An 18,047-nucleotide genomic window follows, 5' to 3' on the forward strand; every position below is an offset into this window, starting at 1 on the left:
CTTATTTCTCTTTACAGTTAACTACTTAAGTTTACTAATACAAAATGAATACAAATAACTATCTCCAAACATCATACAGCCACTACCTGCAAGGCGGCGGCGAAATGGGGCGGCTAACCAGAGAGCTTGATTGGAGTGAAAATGTTTTGGGCGATCCTGAAGGGTGGTCGCAAAGTTTACTAACTACTATAAGTATAATACTTAATTCGCGGTTCCCGATGTTTTTATGGTGGGGACCAGAACTGATACAGTTTTATAATGATGCTTACAGGCCAAGTTTAGGCAACAATGGCAAGCACCCAAATGCTTTAGGGCAGCGGGGCGAAGAATGCTGGCCCGAGATATGGCCGGTTATAAAACCTTTGATAGACCAGATTATGGCCGGTGGTGAATCTACCTGGAGCGAGGACCAATTAATCCCTGTTTACCGCAATAATAAACTGGAAAATGTTTACTGGACGTTTAGCTACAGCAAGGTAGTTGATGAAACCGGCAAGCCTGCAGGCGTATTGGTAATGGGTAATGAAACAACTGATAAAGTAAAATCATACAATAGTGTATGCGATGCTAAAAAAGAGCTGGAATTTGCCATTGAGGCTGCCGACCTGGGTACCTGGGAACTCAACCCCAAAACCAACAAATTTATAGGCAATGAGCGGTTAAAATCCTGGTTCGGGTTATCGGGCAATGAAGAGCTGGACCTGGAAAGTGCTATTGATATGATTGCGTATGAAGACAGGGATAAGCTTACCGATGCTGTCCAAAAAGCGACTGCAAAAGGATCAGACGGTAATTTCAATATTATATATACAATTAAAAATCTAAATGATGATTTCAAGCGCATTGTTGAGGCTACAGGCAGGGCGTTGTTTGATAAAGAAGGAAACGTTTACCAATTTAGCGGCATATTGCAGGATGTTACCGAAGAGTATAAGTTGCAACTGCGAAAAGATGAATTTATAAGCGTTGCCAGCCACGAACTAAAAACACCCATAACATCACTTAGCGCATCTATGCAAATATTGCAAAAGCTGGTTAAGACAGAAAAGGCATCTGATAAAATTGCAATGTTTATTAACATGGCAGGCAATAATTTAAATAAGCTGCTTAGTTTATTGGATGATTTGCTCAATGTAACTAAAATACAGCAGGGCCAACTAGCCTTAAAAATAACCCGTTTTAACCTGGTTGAATTAATTAGGGATAGCTGCGAACACATACATCCCGGCGACCATGAATTAATATTACAAGGCGATAATGAGCTAATGATCCATGCAGATGCCCGGTGCATAGACCAGGTTATGATAAACCTGCTCAATAACGCCATTAAATATTCGCCACAATCAAAAAGAGTTGAAATAACCGTTACTAATAATGGACAGGATGCCACCGTATCTGTTCGTGATTTTGGTATAGGCATCGATCCTGAAAAATTGCCATATTTGTTTGACAGATATTACAGGGCTGATTCACTGGGTCATCAGTTCTCGGGCTTAGGTTTAGGTTTATACATAAGCTCAGAGATCATAAACAAGCATAAAGGGGTAATAAATGTTAGCAGTATATTAGGTAGCGGGAGCGATTTTAGGTTCACTATACCTATTGATTGTACTCAATTGGCATAATACAAACTCCGCAAGAATCGGGTTTCACAGCGTTTTGCAAGCCGGTATATTTGTATCATTAAATGATAAAAATTATGGAAACGCAGTACGAAATTGATTATAACAGAATAGCCGAAGCAATAGACTATTTAAGGCTGAACCATAAACTGCAACCCACGTTAGAGCAGGCTGCCCGGCATGTAAGCCTAAGTCCATTCCATTTTCAGCGAATGTTTAAGGATTGGGCAGGTGTAACCCCAAAACAGTTTTTACAGTACCTCAGCATTGAACATGCCAAATTCATTTTAAAAGATAAACAAGCATCGCTATTTGATGCCGCTTACCAGACCGGCCTTTCCGGCACCGGCAGATTGCATGACCTGTTTATAAAAGTAGAAGGCATGACGCCCGGCGAATACAAGAACGGCGGCGAGCAACTCCATATCAATTACAGCTTTGCCGAAAGTCCGTTTGGTACCATGCTGGTTGCATCTACCACAAAAGGCATTTGCTATATGGCTTTTGCAGATGATGATGAAGTCGAAGCTTTTGCCGAATTGCAAAAATGCTTCCCCAATGCTACCTACAACCAATTTCTGGATACTATGCAGCAAAACGCCATCTTCATTTTTACGCAGGACTGGAGCAAATTGAGCGATATTAAACTCCATTTAAAAGGAACCCCCTTCCAGCTAAAGGTTTGGGAAACTTTATTAAAAGTGCCTATGGGCGGTTTAATTACCTACGGCGGCCTGGCGGGTAATTTGCAAAACCCTAATGCCAGCCGGGCAGTGGGGTCGGCAGTGGGCGATAACCCGGTAGCGTTTTTAATTCCTTGCCATAGGGTAATCAAATCAACCGGCGAAACGGGGCAGTACCACTGGGGGAGCCAGCGTAAAAATGCCATGATTGGGTGGGAAGCTTCGAAAGCGTTCGCGGGGGTATAATCTCTTGTTTTGTTACACGAAATAGTGTAACAAAATGTAACAAGTGTAACAAGATTTAGAGTTAACTTATTGAAAACAAGTTTATTGTGAAAAAGTGATGTAACAAAATGTAACAACTTATTCGTCTGTATTTTTATGAATAAAATTCTTTTATATTATTGATTATAAACAACTTACAATAAGACGGTTTTAGACTTGGTGAAACAAAATTTTTATGCTTAATCATTCTGATTTAGGAGACAGCAGTTTTACCTGTTTACGCGCATTGCAAACCCTTATCGCCAAAGGCCAAATTAAACTGGCCGGCTATAAAAAAGCAAAGATATATGGTAAGTTAACCTGCGGATCTGGCAAGCGGATGAAACCTGAAAACAGGGTGTTTTTTCAAAACGAACAGGAAGCAATAAGTAAAGGCTATCGCCCATGCGGACACTGCATGCAGGCGCAATACAAACTATGGAAATTAAAAAATGGAACTATTTAAAATAGATAATACTATCAATTTATTATCGCATGATGGGGTGGTAAATTATTATGGCAAAGTAATGGAAACAACAGAAGCCGATAATTACCTGGATATTTTGCTGAACACTATACAATGGAAAAACGATGAAGCCGTAATTTTTGGCAGGCACATCATTACCAAACGCAAGGTGGCCTGGTATGGCAATGATGGATATAGTTACACCTACTCTAACACTACCAAACAAGCTTTAAGCTGGACCAAAGAATTGTTAGAACTTAAAACGTTGGTAGAAGAATTAACCGGCGAACAATATAACTCCTGCCTGCTTAATTTATATCACACCGGTGATGAAGGAATGGCCTGGCACAGAGATGATGAAAAATCATTAGGAAAAAACACATCCATTGCGTCATTAAGTTTTGGCGCCGAACGCAAATTCGCGTTAAAACATCGCGTAAGCAAAGAACCCGTTTCATTGATACTGGAAAATGGCAGTCTGCTGGTAATGAAAGGCGCTACACAAAGTAATTGGCTGCATAGTTTGCCTAAATCAAAAAAGGTTATTACACCGAGGGTAAATTTGACATTTAGGACGATGGTGTAAGCGCATCAGTGAGATAGTTGTAGGGAAATTTTATCAATACTACTATTGATAAACAACAACTAATCAGCATTATTCAAGACTTATAAACCTTAACAAGCCAGATAAAACGCTGCTTTTGATTTTATATTATTGAAGGTAAAATTTATTAAAAAAGTGCCCTCATTGGGCCTAAAATGCAATATCTAAATATTTCTGCCGTTACTACCACTCATCTTAAATCATTTATCACATGAAAAAAATCATCTGCCTATGCGCGGCATTTTTTTGCGCTTATCAAATTACAAATGCTCAAACGCAAAAAGGTAACCAGACATTAGGGCTTACCTTAGATTACTCCCATTCGTCTAACACTTCCAGTATTATAAACGAACTTTCCGGGGTGAGTACGCAGGGCAATAATAAGTACAGCAGTTTTAATGTTGGGCCCAGTTACGGCTATTTTATTGCTAATGGATCAGAGTTAGGCGGCGGGTTATCTTACTTTAACGCAAAGCAAAGCTACGGGACAATCCCTTACAGCGGCGATCAGTCAAATAGCCAAAACAGTAATGGTTATGGTGTAAATGTTTTTTTTAGAAAGTATGTGTTATACAACAATAAATTTGGCTTTAGAGTAGGTCCTAATGTAGGTTATAACCGTACCAAAACCACCTATACCAATTCATCTTTCTCCGCTTATAACAACGGCAGTAGTACCAGTAATGGTTTAAGCGCGAGTGGGAATTTTGACCTGGTATATTACCCGTCAAACAAGCTGGGCTTTGCAGCAACGCTTGCAAGTTTAAACTACTATCACAACAAAACCAGTGGAGACATAAACACCGGTTCAAATGAAAATTTTGGATTGCATTTTATAAACAGCGGATTAACGCTAACTGCATTTTTGGTTTTTGGTGGTAAATAGCATCTCAAATAATAGCCTTACAAAGTTTGCTAAACTTTGTAAGGCTATTATTTTATAATTACCTCAATATCTCCCTACTGATAACGATCTTCTGAATTTCGGAAGTACCTTCACCAATAGTACAAAGCTTCGCGTCGCGGTAATATTTCTCTACCGGAAAATCTTTGGTATAGCCATAGCCGCCGAAGATCTGTACCGCCTCGGTAGCGCATTTTACTGCTACTTCTGATGCGAAGTATTTCGCCATGGCCGATTGTTTAGTTACCGGCTTATGCCTGTTCTTCAAATCAGCAGCCTGCATAATTAATAGCTCGGCAGCTTCAATTTCGGTAGCCATATCTGCCAGTTTAAACGATATCCCCTGGAAATTTGCAATAGCCTGCCCAAACTGGCGGCGTTGCTTGGCATAAGTAACCGCGGCCTCAAAAGCGCCTTTAGCAATACCTAATGATAGCGCGGCGATAGATATACGCCCACCGTCTAACACCTTCATGGCTTGTTTAAAGCCCTCTCCCTCTATGCCTAATAAATTTTCTTTAGGTACACGGCAATTATCAAATACCAGCTCTGTGGTTTCTGATGCGCGCATGCCCAGTTTGTTTTCTTTTTTACCGTGGGTAAAACCGGGCGTTCCTTTTTCTATAACCAGCGCGGATATGCCGTTGGAGTCTCCTTTATTACCGGTGCGTACCATAACAACGGCCACATCGCCAGATTTGCCATGGGTTATCCAGTTTTTAGATCCGTTAACCAAATAATGGTCGCCCTTTAAAACTGCGGTGGTTTCCATGCCTAAAGCATCCGACCCAGTATTGGCTTCGGTTAATCCCCAGGCGCCAATCCATTCGGCCGATGCCAGTTTGGGCAACCATTTATGTTTTTGCTCTTCGTTACCAAATGCCAGGATATGCCCGGTACAAAGTGAGTTATGTGCCGCTACCGATAAACCTATCGATCCGCATACTTTTGCTATCTCTACAATAACCGTAACATACTCAAAATAGCTGAAGCCCGAACCGCCATATTCTTCGGGAACCAGCACACCCATCATGCCTTGTTGGCCCAATTTCTTAAACAGCTCAACCGGGAAGGTCTGCGCTTCGTCCCATTCCATTACAAAGGGGCGTATATTTTTTTCGGCAAAATCTTTGGCCATCCGGCCCACCAATGCCTGGTTATCTGTAGTAGAAAAATTGTATCCTGAAGGTATATCTGCTAGTAAAGTATCCATGTTTTCTAATTGATTTATAGCAAAGTAACGCTAAAAAAAACGGATTAGTTTCATTCCAAACCACCGTAAAAAGGGACCAAATTGGTATACGGTTCAAATAATAGGTTTAGTTGATTTAAACCTATTTTATTATGCATGCATAGTATTAAAAAAAATTAATTTTATCACCCATAAAATCATGAGTTTCTTCGAGCAAACGTTGGATGCGCGCCAGTTTGTACATGTATACCGCTCATACATATGCACTGCCCACTCAGCGCGCGTCATCCTATGTTTGTATAGGATGACGAGGAAAAGAAGAGATAATTATATCCAAATTCTGATTCGTTTGTGCACCTGCTCGCTTTCGCAAAGCGACCCGCCTTACTAATACTCGGCCAGCACTACTATCTTATCACTAATTGGTGTAATCTTCTTTCTGCCTTTTAAAAAACCTAAACCCACCACAAATGAAAAGCCGCATACTATGCCGCCCATTTCCTGTATCAGTTCGCTGGCTGCGGTTACGGTGCCGCCGGTTGCCAGCAGGTCATCATGCAATAGTATATGATCGCCGGGTGCAAAAGCATCGGTATGCATTTCAATAACTGCCGAGCCATATTCCAGGTCGTACTTTTTTTGTTTGATAGTATAAGGCAGCTTACCCGCCTTGCGCACCGGTATAAATGGCACACGCAGCTTAGTTGCCAGCGTTAGCCCGAATAAAAACCCGCGGCTCTCTACCCCGGCTATGGCATCAATACGGATGCCCTGCAGTTTCTCAACAAAGGCATCAACAATACCCTCGCACAATACGGGATCTTTTAATATGGTGGTAATATCTTTAAATATAATGCCCGGCTTAGGGAAATCCGGTATATCGCGTACGGCTGATTTTATTTGCTGCTCTATCATTTAAAAACTAAATATGGTTCAATTTTACGCAAAATTCCGTCATCAAGTATCACTATATTCTTCATATCAGCAACAGACTGGTAATTACCATGCTGATTGCGGTATTGAATAACCGCGTTGGTTTGTTTATTGGTGAGGTAGGGGAACTTTCTTAACCCGTCAAAGTCAACCTCGTTGATCTTTATTTTGGTGATACGTGATGGATTAATACTTACCTGGCTTTTAATTTCGGCATACTTGATGGTATCAATACCGTAAACTTCTTTTAGCTGCTCTTTACTTAAAAACCCGCCCAGCCGTTGACGATAGGCCACTATCCGCGCAGCAAAAGCAGGGCCGATGCCACGTATACGGGTTAGTTTGGCAGAGTCGGCACTGTTAATTTCAATAGTCTCGCCGGGAGTTAATTTATCAGCTGTGTATTCCGCCCCGGGGATATTAATATAGGGCGCTAACCTTTTATAATCATCTGCAGTAATGCCATATATTTTCTGCACATCTTCCTTCTTATTAAAATGGCCGCCTTTGGCCTCGTAATGTTTTATTATGCTGATTTGCCGCCCGCTCAGGCCCAGTTGCTTCCATTGTTCGGCAGGCAGGTTGTTTGGGTTAAAAACAAATAGCACAGGGTTGGCTACCTTCTCATCAGATAATGGCTCGCCGCTATCACTATAATCAGATGCATCACTTCCTTTGGCTTGATTAAGCAGGGCCACATCCTTGTCAAAATCTTTAAAATTTATAACATTATCTTTGCGGAAGTATTGATAAACATAAGGCGCTGCCAAAACCACCGCAATTATAATAAGTAATACTACCATTCCGTTCCATTCTTTTTTGGTTATGGATAAGTAACTTTTTATGCGTGACCTCATTGATTAGGTTTAAATCTGCCATTAAAGTAATAAATTTAGAGATATTTACCCTCACATCCCCTACTAATATTTAAATGAAAATTATAACCACCGAAGAGTTTGCCAAGGCCACCAAGCTGGATAAGTTGAAAATGCCCGGACTTGCATCTTTCCTGATGGAGCTGATGAAAATAAACCAAGTGAACGCCCTGTTTGAAGCAGCACAGCCAAAACAAGGCATTGAGTTTATAGATGCTATTTTAAAAGGTTGCGGCGTTGAAATTGAGTTTGACGAAAAAGAGTTAAGAAATATACCATCCACCGGTAGCTTTATTGCCATCGCCAACCACCCTTACGGCGGCATTGAGGGCCTGGTACTTTTAAAAATACTGTTAATGGCCCGGCCAGATGCCAAACTGATGGCTAACTTCCTGCTGAAAAAAATACCTAACCTGAGCGATTATTTTATCGCTGTAAACCCGTTTGAAAATATTGACCATTCATCAAGCATTAGTGGCTTAAAAAACACCTTGCAGCTACTGGCCGATGGCACACCGATAGGTATTTTTCCGGCTGGTGAGGTATCAACTTTTAAATTAGATAAGCAAGAAGTTACAGACCGCATGTGGCACCCGGTTGTAGGCAAGATCATTGCCAAGGCAAAGGTGCCCGTGGTGCCTATCTACTTTCATGGCAACAACGGTTTGCTGTTTAATTTGTTGAGCATGATACATCCTGCTTTAAGAACAGCAAAGCTACCATCAGAGTTGTTTAACAAACAAGGGCAAACCATAAGGTTACGCATTGGCAAGCCTATTAAAGTTGAAGATATTCCTGATAATAACAACAGCACCAAACTGCTTAATTATTTAAGGGCCCGTACGTATGCTTTGGGTACCGGCCTGGAAGAGGAAAAAAGGATATTCAATCCGCGTAATCTTTTCAAAATAAAAAAAACAGAACAGGAAATAGTTAAGGCCATTAATCCTGCTCTACTTGAAAAAGAAGTAGCATCCTTAAGGGATGACTATACGGTTTGGGTTGAAAAAAATTACGAAGTGTTTATTGTACCAACATCTGCCATTCCGTATACCATACGCGAGATTGGCCGCTTGCGCGAAGTAACTTTCAGGGAAATTGGTGAAGGCACCAACAAAGCTACCGATCTTGATGAGTATGATATTTACTATCATCACCTGTTTATTTGGGATACGGAAGCAAAAATGGTGGTAGGCGCTTACCGCATAGGTATGGGAGATGAGATATTTTACAGCCTGGGCAAAGATGGTTTTTACATTACCGAGCTGTTTAAAATAATGGAGCAGTTTACCCCCATCCTTAGAAAAAGTATGGAGCTGGGCCGCTCATGGATACGAAAGGAATATCAGTTAAAGCCCCTGCCCCTGTTTTTACTTTGGAAAGGCATATTAAAGTATTTGATAGACAACCCGCGTTACCGGTATTTAATTGGGCCGGTAAGTATCAGCAATACGTTCTCTAAATTCTCCAAATCTTTAATTGTTGATTACATTAACCGTAATCACTTTGATCATGACCTGGCGCAGTATGTTAAGCCGCGCAAAAAATTCAAGGTTGATTTTTCAAGTATTGATACTGATATATTGATGGAGGGCGAGGATACTTTTAAAACCCTTGACAATTTAATATCGCAAATAGAAACGGATCATATTAAGGTACCGGTACTGCTTCGGCAATATATCGCGCTAAATGCAAAGATCATCAGCTTTAATATCGACCCTAAGTTTGCCGATTGTTTGGATGGATTCCTGGTGCTTGATTTGGAGCAGGTACCGCAGGATATTTTGGAGAAATTGGGGAAGAATTTGTAGCCCTCTCTATTTAAGCGTCATCCTATGTTTGTATAGGATGACGTGTAGGAGTAGAAGGGCTGATTAATACTTTACCCCAAACCGCTTTAAAACCAAACTCAATAACCAAATCGGTTCTATTCCCAAAAACTTAAAATTTTCTACAAAAATTGGTTTTTTACCTTCTATCCTATAGCCTATAAACTGAATAATGTTGGCAGTTACAAATACAACCACACACATTTGGGGTAAGATGGGGCCGCCGGTTTTTTGCCAGCCTTCTAATTGTATAATGCAAAAAGTAAACACAAACAACACAATCAACATAATATACGATATGATTGGCGACAGCTTCATATAGAAATAAATAACCAGCGCTATTAAAAACGAGGCCCAGTTTAAATAACCATTATAGCTGCCTAAAAAATTAAGATGCGGAAAAGGAATTGACCATACAAACCCCAATATGCTAAACGATATAAGCGGAATGCAGATATAGTTAATATACCGGTTTGCAGGCTTTTTATGAAATTCGGCATAGCGGTCAATCAAAACATCAACCGGGCGCTTTTCTATCTTTTGATTTTTCATATTCACTAAAAAAGCGATGGGTTAATCATCGCTTTTATTATCTGAGTTATTTAAAATTACTTAGCAAATGCTACCGACCGGGTTTCTCTGATAACGGTAACCTTGATCTGGCCCGGATAGGTCATTTCTGTTTGTATGCGGTTTGATATGTCGGCGGCTAATATTTCTGATTCCGCGTCGCTTATTTTTTCGCTTTCTACTACAACACGAAGTTCACGGCCAGCCTGTATAGCGAAGGTTTTCTCAACACCCGGGTATGACATCGCCAGTTCTTCCAGCTCTTTTAATCGCTTGATATAGCTTTCAACCACCTCTCGGCGTGCGCCGGGGCGTGCGCCCGATATGGCATCACAAACCTGAATGATAGGCGATAACATGGAAGTCATTTCAACCTCATCATGGTGAGCACCGATAGCGTTGCAAACCTCAGGATGCTCCTTATATTTTTCGGCTAACTGCATACCCAAAATAGCGTGAGGCAGCTCAGGGTTATCATCAGGTACTTTACCAATATCATGCAGTAAGCCTGCACGTTTGGCAAGCTTAACGTTAAGCCCTAATTCGGCAGCCATAGTGGCGCAGAAGTTAGCAACCTCGCGCGAGTGCTGCAGCAGGTTTTGCCCGTATGATGACCGGTAGCGCATACGGCCAACCATGCGTATCAGTTCGGGATGTAAGCCGGTAATACCCAAATCAATTACAGTACGCTCGCCTATCTCTACAATTTCTTCTTCTATCTGCTTTTTGGTTTTAGCAACAATCTCCTCTATACGCGCCGGGTGTATACGCCCGTCGGTTACCAAGCGGTGCATGGCTAAGCGGGCAATTTCGCGCCGTACCGGATCAAATCCGGAAAGAATAATTGCTTCCGGTGTGTCATCAACAATAATTTCAATTCCGGTAGCTGCTTCCAGCGCGCGGATATTACGTCCCTCGCGCCCAATGATACGGCCCTTTATTTCATCGTTTTCAATATTGAAAATAGAAACCGTATTCTCTATAGCGCTTTCGGTAGCGGTACGTTGTATGGTTTGGATAACAATTTTCTTAGCCTCTTTGGTAGCGGTAAGCTTGGCTTCGTCAACAATGTCTTTTATCTGGATCATCGCTTTTGAACGCGCGTCTTCCAACAGGTTTTCTATCAACTGACTCTTCGCATCTTCGGCAGACAGACCGGCAATGTTTTCTAATTGCTCAACATGCTGATTTTTTAACGCTTCTACATCCTCTTGTTTTTTAACAACAATTTCTGTTTGGCGCTCCAGGTTTTTGCGGGTATTATCCAGATCTGTTTCCTTGCGGGTAATGTTTTCTAAACGAGAATTATAAGATTGCTCCTTTTGTTTAACCTCATTTACACGCTGATTAATGTCGTTATTTTTGCTGTTTATTTCTTGCTCGTGCTCGGCCTTCATTTGTAAAAAGCGTTCTTTTGCTTCAAGCAATTTATTTTTTCTTAGTATCTCGGCATCGTTCTCTGCATCCTTAAGTATTTTCTTTACTTTATGTTGTGCTGATGTTTCCTGATCCTTAAATAGTTTTCTGAGCAGGAACCGCCCTACGACGATACCCGACGGAATGCCTATCAGCAGCCCGATTATGATGTATAATATGTTATTCATTTTTAAAGGTTTATTGTTAGTATATAAATAAAAAAACCGCGACTAAACTTTACGTGTCATGTATATAAAAACTTCATTACAGATATTTAGAATCATGGGTTACCGTTAAACTTGATGAGTAACGCACGCCTTCCTGATCCGTAGATATTGAAGTGTTAAGTTTTTAATAGTGAAACATAGAATTCAACCGCGGTTAAATCTTAATTGGCTCTGTTATATGTTAAAGAACGTTATTGTTTAGAAAAAAAATCAGACAATAAATGATCTAACTGATAAACCTTTTCTGCTACTTCCGAATCCTCGACCGTAACTTTTTTCTCTGCTTTTAATGATGATGTTGCATAGTGCAACACACTCATTGCAAGCAAATCTTGCTTATCCCTAACCGCATAATTTTCCTGGTATTCTTTTATGCGGTCGTTTATCAACTTAGCTGCCCTACGTATTATTTCTTCCTCTTCCATGTTCACCTTTAAGGGGTAAACTCTGTCAGCAATATTTATTTTTATTGAGATTTCTCCCATCTGAGCTTGTTCACTTTATGTATTACTTTTTAAGTAATACAATGCACTTATCTATTTCTTGCACAAATTCGTTAATTTTTTGCTTTATGTCAAGACTTTTTTCATTTGTTTCTGAAAAAGATTTTGCAAACTTCACCGCGCGCATCTTTTCGTCGAGATCTTTGATCTTATTTTTGCCGGCATTTAGTGCCGATGTTAAGCTGTCGTTCTCTAATTTCAACAGGTCATTCTCCTCCTGCAAAGCAGCACAAAGCTCGATCAAGCGCTGGGTCTTGTCGATTACTGTGTTGAGTTGATTTGCTGTGCTCATTGGAGATTGGTGATTGAAGATTAAAGATTGGTATTGTCTGGTTAATTAATTTTTTGTTGGTTGTTGATTTCTTAAATAGTTGATGTATCCGTTTAACATTCTTAAACACACTTCGCAATCGGCCTTAAATTTATTAAAAATCTCGTCTGTTATATATTTTTCATCTAACGCAATTATTAAATGATCTACTGTTTCGGTTAGTGACCCACGAGCCGTTATCAGAAATCTTGAAGAATCGACATAATGAAATCTGCCATGACCTTCAGCAATATTATTTCCTATTGATCTCGATGAACGAATGATTTGGTCTGCTAATCTATATTTTTTCATCAGACGGAAATGATTTAGTTAATTCGGAAATCTTGATCCTTAACTCTCTCGATTTTTGCCAACTTCCAAATCAATAAATGCCTTCATGCTAAGCCTAATCTTTAATCTTCAATCACCAATCTTTATTTCCTAATACTCGCTCCCGCTTCCTTCTCTAAGTTATAAATTAATTTTTGCATGATAGCATCTATTGCTTTATCGGTTAGCGTTTTTTCGCTGTCCTGCAAAATAAAACTTAGCGCGTATGATTTTTTTCCTGCCGGAAGCTTATCGCCTTCGTACACATCAAATACGTTGATCTCTTTTAACAACTTACGTTCTGTACGCTGAGCGATTTGTTTTAACTGCCCAAACGAAACGCTTTTATCAATAAGCATAGAAAGATCGCGTTTTACGGCCGGGAACTTAGAAATATCCTGGTAAACTATTTTGTTCTTTTTAACGATATTTAATAACTGGTCGAGACTAAAATCAGCATAAAAAACATCTTTATCAACATCGGCTTTTTTAAGGGCAGTTGTTGCTACCTGGCCAAATTTAACCAGCGTTTTATTGTTGTGGTTATAGTTTAGTCCGTAAGCCAATTTTTTGCAGGTGCTATCTTCAACCACCACATCGGCAATATTTAGTTTTTGCAGGATACCATCTACAATAGCTTTCAAATTATAAAAAGTAGCTGATGTTGCCTTTTGGTTCCATTGAGCAGATGCTGTAGCGCCACTCATAAAAATAGCAAAACGCTGGCTCTCATTATATTTATCATCCTTAACGCTGTATACTTTACCAAACTCATAAAATTTAATATCAGCATTTTGGCGGTTTTGGTTATAAGCTATCGCTTCTAACCCCGAGTACAGCATAGTTTGGCGCATCACATCCAGATCAGAACTTAGCGGGTTCAATATCTTAACTGCATTATCTAAATTATCAGCGTAAGCTGATTTTGTTAACGAGTTAGATATGATCTCGTTAAAGCCATTAGCAGTTAACAGGTCTGATAAAAGATTTTGCACGGTATCTTTCTCCGGCCTTGGCGACGTGCTAAGCGACGCGCGCACCTGTGTTGGTATATAGATATTATTATAGCCGTAAATGCGTAGTATCTCTTCTATCACGTCCACATCGCGGGTTACATCAACACGGTAAGGGGGCACTTTTAATATTAAGCCTTCGGCAGATTCGCTTACAATTTCAATATCTAAAGCTTTAATGATATTCTTTATCTCTTCGTGCGGAATAACCTGGCCTATTAAACGGTGAACGTGGCTGTATAACAGGTCTACATCAAACGGTGCCACCGGGTTAGGATACAGATCAACAATGTTTGATGATATCGATCCGCCGGCAATTTCTTTAATTAAAAGCGCGGCACGCTTTAAAGCGAAGATTACCATATCAGGATCGGTACCACGCTCAAAGCGGAAAGACGCATCGGTTTTTAAGCCATGTCTTTTAGCTGTTTTACGAATAGAAACCGCGTTAAAATAAGCGCTTTCTAAGAATATACTGGTTGTGGTTGCTTTAACACCCGATTCGGCGCCGCCAAATACCCCGGCTATACACATAGGCGTTTCCGCGTTGCAGATCATCAGGTCATCGACAGAGAGTTTGCGCTCTACGTCATCCAGTGTTTTAAACAAAGTTCCTTCAGGGCAATTCTTAACAATAACCTTATTGCCTTTAATTGCATCCGCATCAAAAGCATGCAGCGGCTGCCCAAGGTCATGCAAAACATAATTGGTAGCATCAACCACATTATTGATAGAACGCACGCCTATAACCGCCAAACGCTCTTTTAACCATTGCGGTGATTCTTTAACCGTGATACCCGAAATGGTTACACCCGCATACCGCGGACTTGCCGTCTCATTCTCTACCACTACCTCAATAATACCATCAGTATTATCAACTTTAAAGGCAGAAATATCTGGTTTGGTAATACCAATTTTTAAGAAAGCGGCGATATCACGCGCCGTACCTAAATGCGAAACCGCGTCGGCACGGTTGGGGGTTAAACCAATCTCGTACATATAATCGTCATTCAGCTTGAAATAGTTTTTAGCCGGGCTGCCAACAACGGCATCATCAGCCAGAACCATTATACCGGCATGGTCTGTACCCAGGCTTATCTCGTCCTCGGCGCATATCATCCCTTCGGACACTTCACCACGAATTTTTGATTTATTGATAGGGAATGGCTCACCGCTTGTTGGATGTACTGTTGTACCAACTGTAGCCACCACCACTTTTTGTCCGGCAGCAACATTAGCCGCGCCGCAAACAATTTGCAGGTCCTCGCCGGTACCAACATCAACTTTGGTAACTTTTAACCTGTCGGCATTAGGGTGTTGGGTAGTTTCTTTAACATAGCCAATTACCAGCCCCTCTAAACCGCCGGGTATGGCTTGTACTTTCTCCACGCTCTCTACCTCTAAACCGGTACCGGTTAATATGGTCGAAATTTCTCCCGGAGTTTTATCAGTATGAACAAATTCTTTGAGCCAATTATAGGATATCTTCATTATAACGAAACGATAATCGGCAAAGATAGGATTTGGAGCGGAAAGCAGAAAGGTAAAAGCTTAAAGCTAAGGTTAAAAAAGCTTTCGGCTTTATGCTTTCGGCTTTTACCTCATAAACTATTCGTCATCATCCGGATCGTCATCGTCAAAATCAAGCGTATATGATGGCTCTGAAGCATCGTAAGCCTGCTCAAGTGCATCAGATTCATCTTCGGTATTATCGCCGATCAGTTCGTCGTCGTCAAATCCGTTGCTGTGTATATCATTCTGACTTTGTTGATCTTCCGCATCCTGATCTTCCGAATCATCAAACGGTATTTTGTTGCCTGGAGTTATCATGATCGTAGTTTTAATTAATTATAAAACGCTGTTTAACACCCGTTATTTCAATTATTAAAAGGTAAATCTTATTAAACAAAAAGAGACGATTAAAAAATTAATCGCCTCTTTTATTAATGTAATTCAACTATTAAAATCTGCTGAAACCTCCGTCAAGCACCAGGTCGCCGCCTACCATAAATTTTGAATCATCAGAAGCTAAATACAAAAAGCCTTCGGCAATTTCTTCTACATTACCCAAGCGTTTTATAGGAGTTATATCGGCCATATAGGCTTTCATGCCATCAATTTGCTCAACACTTGCGCCGCCCCTGCCAAATATTGGTGTTTCAATAGGGCCCGGAGAAAGTACATTAACTCTTATGTTCCTATCCAGCAGCTCAGCCGAAAACCCTCTTGCCAGCGAAGTTACCGCCGCCTTTGTGGCCGCGTAAGCTGATGCTGTTGCCATAGCTTTATTACTCACACCTGATGAGGTTAATATAACAGATGCACCATTATTTAAATAAGGCAATGCTTTTTGTACCGAGAAGAAAGCGCCTTTAAAATTAATGTCGCTGGTTTGGTCAAACATTTCTTCGGTATAATCGGCCAGTGGGGCAGCAATAAATACGCCTGCGTTAACTACCAATACATCAATTTTGCCAAAGGTTTCGCTTACTTTTTCATATACCTGGTTAATATTGTTCAGGTCAGACACATCGCTTACCAGGCCTATCGAGCCACCGCCTATTTCTGCAACCGCGGCATCCAATGTGGTTTGGTTACGGCCGGTTATAGTAACTTTAGCACCCTGCGCGGCAAATAATTTTGCAGCAGCTAAACCAATTCCGCTGTTACCACCTGTAACTACCGCTACTTTATTTTCTAACTTTTTCATTTGTTGTTTTATTTATTTATATATTTAAATTTTTCGATGTATTCTATTATAATATTTCCTTTTCTTCTAATTACTCATAAACAACAAATCGACATATTTAAAATAATCGATTATTTATTTAATTTTTTTTATCCCTTTAATTGATTTAAAAAATTAACGTATGCGGTAACCACTTCTTTATTAACCATGTATTTTGCATTGCGCCCATCTTTTTCGGCAATAAGCAAATCGGCATCAACCAATTGGTTTATATGATGCGAAATGGTAGACTGCGCCAGGTCAATATTATCAGCAATGCAGGCACATTGCATCCAATTATCATTTTGCTTTTTGATCATTTCCATTATTTTTAAACGGTATGGATCGCCAAGGGCTTTAGAGATTCTTTCAACTTTTTTTATATCCAAAATCATGACGCAAATATATCGACGTTTTTCGATTTAATTGTAATTTGTTTGTATTTTTATTTATTAATTAATTCCGCGATCAAATAATCCCCTCATCAGCAAAGCTATAAAAGCCTTCGTTGGTCACAATCAAATGATCGAGCACATTTATATCCAGCATCCTGCCGGCATTGGCTATTTTTTTGGTAAGGTCAATATCAAGCTGGCTCGGCTTTAATTGTCCCGACGGATGGTTATGCGCCAGCATTATAGATGCCGCGCTATGCTGTAACGCTATATTGAAAATAATTTTCGGGTCGGCTACCGTACCTGCTAGTCCGCCTTTACTTATCAGTTCTTTAGCTATTACTTTCCCGCCCCGGTTAAGCAGCAATATCCAAAACTCTTCGTGGTTAAGGTCTACCAGAAAGCGTTTTAAAATATTGTAGGCATCTTTGCTTCCTTTAATTTCATCCAATACTTTTGCTTCGGTATCGTTCCGCCTGCGGCCAATTTCAAGCGCGGCTATAATGGAAATAGCTTTGGCTTCGCCGATACCTTTAAAGCGGGAAAGTTCGCTTATAGATGCTTTGCTTAAGTTATTCAAATCATTATCGTAATGGTGCAGCATACGTTTGCTCAGTTCCACTGCCGATTCTGTACGGCTTCCCGATCCGATCAATATAGCTATCAGCTCTGCATCAGTTAAGGCGCGCCTGCCCTGGCTGCTCAGCTTTTCACGCGGACGGTCCTCTTCGGCCCATGATTTGATACTGATCTTGTTCTCGTAGTGCACTATAATTTACAGGATTAAAAGATTATAAAATGTAATAATGAGCTAAATATAGCTATACGGCTGTATTAATGAAAATGATAATAATCTTAAAATCCTATAGTCCTATAAATCTTAGTCGGTGATGGTTTGGCGGCGATTACTCACCCCGACATCGCTACGCTTGTCGACCCTCTCTTCCGCAAGCGGGAAAGAGGGTTGGGATAATTCAAAAAAAATAAAATAACCCTCTTTCCGCCGAAGGCGAAGAGAGGGTGATCGAGCGACTTAGCGATGATCGGGTGAGTACTAACAAAGCGACATTACCGCCAATGCACACCGTTTACTCACCCCTACATCGCTACGCTTGGGATAATTCAAAAAAAATAAAATAACCCTCTTTCCGCCGAAGGCGAAGAGAGGGTGATCGAGCGACTT

General features: G+C 40.5%; 19 protein-coding genes. 6 read left to right on the top strand and 13 right to left on the bottom strand.

Features of this window, described 5'->3' with window-relative positions; all coding sequences use genetic code 11:
• Positions 1 to 44 precede the first annotated feature (44 nt).
• From JWP71_RS02540 to JWP71_RS02560, 5 genes are all read left to right on the top strand, one after another.
• The gene (locus JWP71_RS02540; RefSeq protein WP_299496743.1) at positions 45 to 1,625 is read left to right on the top strand and encodes a PAS domain-containing sensor histidine kinase; all 1,581 of its coding nucleotides are present in this window, start codon (positions 45 to 47) and stop codon (positions 1,623 to 1,625) included.
• Between the two features lie 74 nt (positions 1,626 to 1,699).
• Positions 1,700 to 2,551: a methylated-DNA--[protein]-cysteine S-methyltransferase gene (locus tag JWP71_RS02545; protein WP_299496745.1), complete on the top strand. Its 852-nt coding sequence runs from the start codon at positions 1,700 to 1,702 to the stop codon at positions 2,549 to 2,551.
• A gap of 214 nt (positions 2,552 to 2,765) precedes the next feature.
• The gene (locus JWP71_RS02550; RefSeq protein ID WP_299496747.1) at positions 2,766 to 3,035 is read left to right on the top strand and encodes an Ada metal-binding domain-containing protein; all 270 of its coding nucleotides are present in this window, start codon (positions 2,766 to 2,768) and stop codon (positions 3,033 to 3,035) included.
• Positions 3,022 to 3,621 (top strand): alpha-ketoglutarate-dependent dioxygenase AlkB, encoded by a 600-nt coding sequence (locus JWP71_RS02555; RefSeq protein ID WP_299496749.1) that lies wholly within the window; start codon positions 3,022 to 3,024, stop codon positions 3,619 to 3,621. The genes JWP71_RS02550 and JWP71_RS02555 overlap by 14 nt, the downstream gene beginning before the upstream one ends.
• Positions 3,622 to 3,850: 229 nt before the next feature.
• Positions 3,851 to 4,525: a hypothetical protein gene (locus JWP71_RS02560; protein WP_299496751.1), complete on the top strand. Its 675-nt coding sequence runs from the start codon at positions 3,851 to 3,853 to the stop codon at positions 4,523 to 4,525.
• Positions 4,526 to 4,583: 58 nt separating this feature from the next.
• On the opposite strand, the gene JWP71_RS02565 is transcribed toward JWP71_RS02560, so the two are convergent.
• From JWP71_RS02565 to JWP71_RS02575, 3 genes are all read right to left on the bottom strand, one after another.
• Positions 4,584 to 5,756: an acyl-CoA dehydrogenase family protein gene (locus JWP71_RS02565; RefSeq protein WP_299496753.1), complete on the bottom strand. Its 1,173-nt coding sequence runs from the start codon at positions 5,754 to 5,756 to the stop codon at positions 4,584 to 4,586.
• A gap of 366 nt (positions 5,757 to 6,122) precedes the next feature.
• A complete protein-coding gene (locus JWP71_RS02570) occupies positions 6,123 to 6,650 on the bottom strand; it encodes an adenine phosphoribosyltransferase (RefSeq protein WP_299496756.1) in 528 nt (175 codons plus the stop codon).
• Positions 6,647 to 7,525 carry a helix-hairpin-helix domain-containing protein gene (locus tag JWP71_RS02575; protein WP_299496759.1) on the bottom strand — a complete coding sequence of 293 codons (879 nt, stop codon included), beginning with the start codon at positions 7,523 to 7,525 and terminating at the stop codon, positions 6,647 to 6,649. Before JWP71_RS02575 ends, JWP71_RS02570 begins: the two co-directional genes overlap by 4 nt.
• Before the next feature lie 74 nt (positions 7,526 to 7,599).
• Between JWP71_RS02575 and JWP71_RS02580 the strand changes: the two genes are divergently transcribed.
• A complete protein-coding gene (locus JWP71_RS02580) occupies positions 7,600 to 9,354 on the top strand; it encodes a GNAT family N-acyltransferase (RefSeq protein WP_299496761.1) in 1,755 nt (584 codons plus the stop codon).
• 63 nt (positions 9,355 to 9,417) lie between these two features.
• On the opposite strand, the gene JWP71_RS02585 is transcribed toward JWP71_RS02580, so the two are convergent.
• The 10 genes from JWP71_RS02585 to radC all read right to left on the bottom strand — a co-directional run bounded on the left by JWP71_RS02585 (position 9,418) and on the right by radC (position 17,636).
• On the bottom strand, positions 9,418 to 9,924 hold the full coding sequence (locus tag JWP71_RS02585) for an Mpo1-like protein (protein ID WP_299496764.1): 507 nt from the start codon (positions 9,922 to 9,924) through the stop codon (positions 9,418 to 9,420).
• A gap of 56 nt (positions 9,925 to 9,980) precedes the next feature.
• Entirely contained in the window at positions 9,981 to 11,546 is a 1,566-nt protein-coding gene (gene rny / locus JWP71_RS02590) for a ribonuclease Y (protein ID WP_299496766.1), read from the bottom strand.
• A 230-nt stretch (positions 11,547 to 11,776) separates the two neighbouring features.
• Entirely contained in the window at positions 11,777 to 12,070 is a 294-nt protein-coding gene (locus JWP71_RS02595) for a cell division protein ZapA (protein ID WP_299496768.1), read from the bottom strand.
• A gap of 22 nt (positions 12,071 to 12,092) precedes the next feature.
• On the bottom strand, positions 12,093 to 12,380 hold the full coding sequence (locus JWP71_RS02600; protein WP_299496771.1) for a hypothetical protein: 288 nt from the start codon (positions 12,378 to 12,380) through the stop codon (positions 12,093 to 12,095).
• 45 nt (positions 12,381 to 12,425) lie between these two features.
• Positions 12,426 to 12,710: a four helix bundle protein gene (locus JWP71_RS02605; protein WP_299496774.1), complete on the bottom strand. Its 285-nt coding sequence runs from the start codon at positions 12,708 to 12,710 to the stop codon at positions 12,426 to 12,428.
• Positions 12,711 to 12,832: 122 nt separating this feature from the next.
• Complete coding sequence (gene pheT / locus JWP71_RS02610) at positions 12,833 to 15,232, bottom strand: phenylalanine--tRNA ligase subunit beta (protein WP_299496776.1); 2,400 nt, start codon at positions 15,230 to 15,232, stop codon at positions 12,833 to 12,835.
• Between the two features lie 117 nt (positions 15,233 to 15,349).
• Positions 15,350 to 15,571, bottom strand: coding sequence for a hypothetical protein (locus JWP71_RS02615; RefSeq protein WP_299496778.1), 222 nt, complete (start codon positions 15,569 to 15,571; stop codon positions 15,350 to 15,352).
• A gap of 130 nt (positions 15,572 to 15,701) precedes the next feature.
• Positions 15,702 to 16,451, bottom strand: coding sequence for an SDR family oxidoreductase (locus tag JWP71_RS02620; protein ID WP_299496780.1), 750 nt, complete (start codon positions 16,449 to 16,451; stop codon positions 15,702 to 15,704).
• A 128-nt stretch (positions 16,452 to 16,579) separates the two neighbouring features.
• Positions 16,580 to 16,858, bottom strand: coding sequence for a metalloregulator ArsR/SmtB family transcription factor (locus JWP71_RS02625; protein ID WP_299496782.1), 279 nt, complete (start codon positions 16,856 to 16,858; stop codon positions 16,580 to 16,582).
• A 79-nt stretch (positions 16,859 to 16,937) separates the two neighbouring features.
• The gene (radC, locus tag JWP71_RS02630; RefSeq protein WP_299496784.1) at positions 16,938 to 17,636 is read right to left on the bottom strand and encodes a DNA repair protein RadC; all 699 of its coding nucleotides are present in this window, start codon (positions 17,634 to 17,636) and stop codon (positions 16,938 to 16,940) included.
• Positions 17,637 to 18,047 lie beyond the last annotated feature (411 nt).

Source organism: Mucilaginibacter sp. (assembly GCF_028287845.1).
Lineage (GTDB): Bacteria > Bacteroidota > Bacteroidia > Sphingobacteriales > Sphingobacteriaceae > Mucilaginibacter.

Bases quoted from the DNA above. Each gene is read 5' to 3' on its own strand.
- JWP71_RS02595 (WP_299496768.1), bottom strand. From the start codon at position 12,070: ATGGGAGAAATCTCAATAAAAATAAATATTGCTGACAGAGTTTACCCC.
- JWP71_RS02600 (WP_299496771.1), bottom strand. From the start codon at position 12,380: ATGAGCACAGCAAATCAACTCAACACAGTAATCGACAAGACCCAGCGC.
- JWP71_RS02550 (WP_299496747.1), top strand. From the start codon at position 2,766: ATGCTTAATCATTCTGATTTAGGAGACAGCAGTTTTACCTGTTTACGC.
- JWP71_RS02585 (WP_299496764.1), bottom strand. From the start codon at position 9,924: ATGAAAAATCAAAAGATAGAAAAGCGCCCGGTTGATGTTTTGATTGAC.
- pheT (WP_299496776.1), bottom strand. From the start codon at position 15,232: ATGAAGATATCCTATAATTGGCTCAAAGAATTTGTTCATACTGATAAA.
- JWP71_RS02565 (WP_299496753.1), bottom strand. From the start codon at position 5,756: ATGGATACTTTACTAGCAGATATACCTTCAGGATACAATTTTTCTACT.
- JWP71_RS02615 (WP_299496778.1), bottom strand. From the start codon at position 15,571: ATGATAACTCCAGGCAACAAAATACCGTTTGATGATTCGGAAGATCAG.
- JWP71_RS02540 (WP_299496743.1), top strand. From the start codon at position 45: ATGAATACAAATAACTATCTCCAAACATCATACAGCCACTACCTGCAA.
- rny (WP_299496766.1), bottom strand. From the start codon at position 11,546: ATGAATAACATATTATACATCATAATCGGGCTGCTGATAGGCATTCCG.
- JWP71_RS02555 (WP_299496749.1), top strand. From the start codon at position 3,022: ATGGAACTATTTAAAATAGATAATACTATCAATTTATTATCGCATGAT.
- JWP71_RS02570 (WP_299496756.1), bottom strand. From the start codon at position 6,650: ATGATAGAGCAGCAAATAAAATCAGCCGTACGCGATATACCGGATTTC.
- JWP71_RS02605 (WP_299496774.1), bottom strand. From the start codon at position 12,710: ATGAAAAAATATAGATTAGCAGACCAAATCATTCGTTCATCGAGATCA.
- JWP71_RS02580 (WP_299496761.1), top strand. From the start codon at position 7,600: ATGAAAATTATAACCACCGAAGAGTTTGCCAAGGCCACCAAGCTGGAT.
- JWP71_RS02545 (WP_299496745.1), top strand. From the start codon at position 1,700: ATGGAAACGCAGTACGAAATTGATTATAACAGAATAGCCGAAGCAATA.
- JWP71_RS02560 (WP_299496751.1), top strand. From the start codon at position 3,851: ATGAAAAAAATCATCTGCCTATGCGCGGCATTTTTTTGCGCTTATCAA.
- JWP71_RS02575 (WP_299496759.1), bottom strand. From the start codon at position 7,525: ATGAGGTCACGCATAAAAAGTTACTTATCCATAACCAAAAAAGAATGG.
- JWP71_RS02620 (WP_299496780.1), bottom strand. From the start codon at position 16,451: ATGAAAAAGTTAGAAAATAAAGTAGCGGTAGTTACAGGTGGTAACAGC.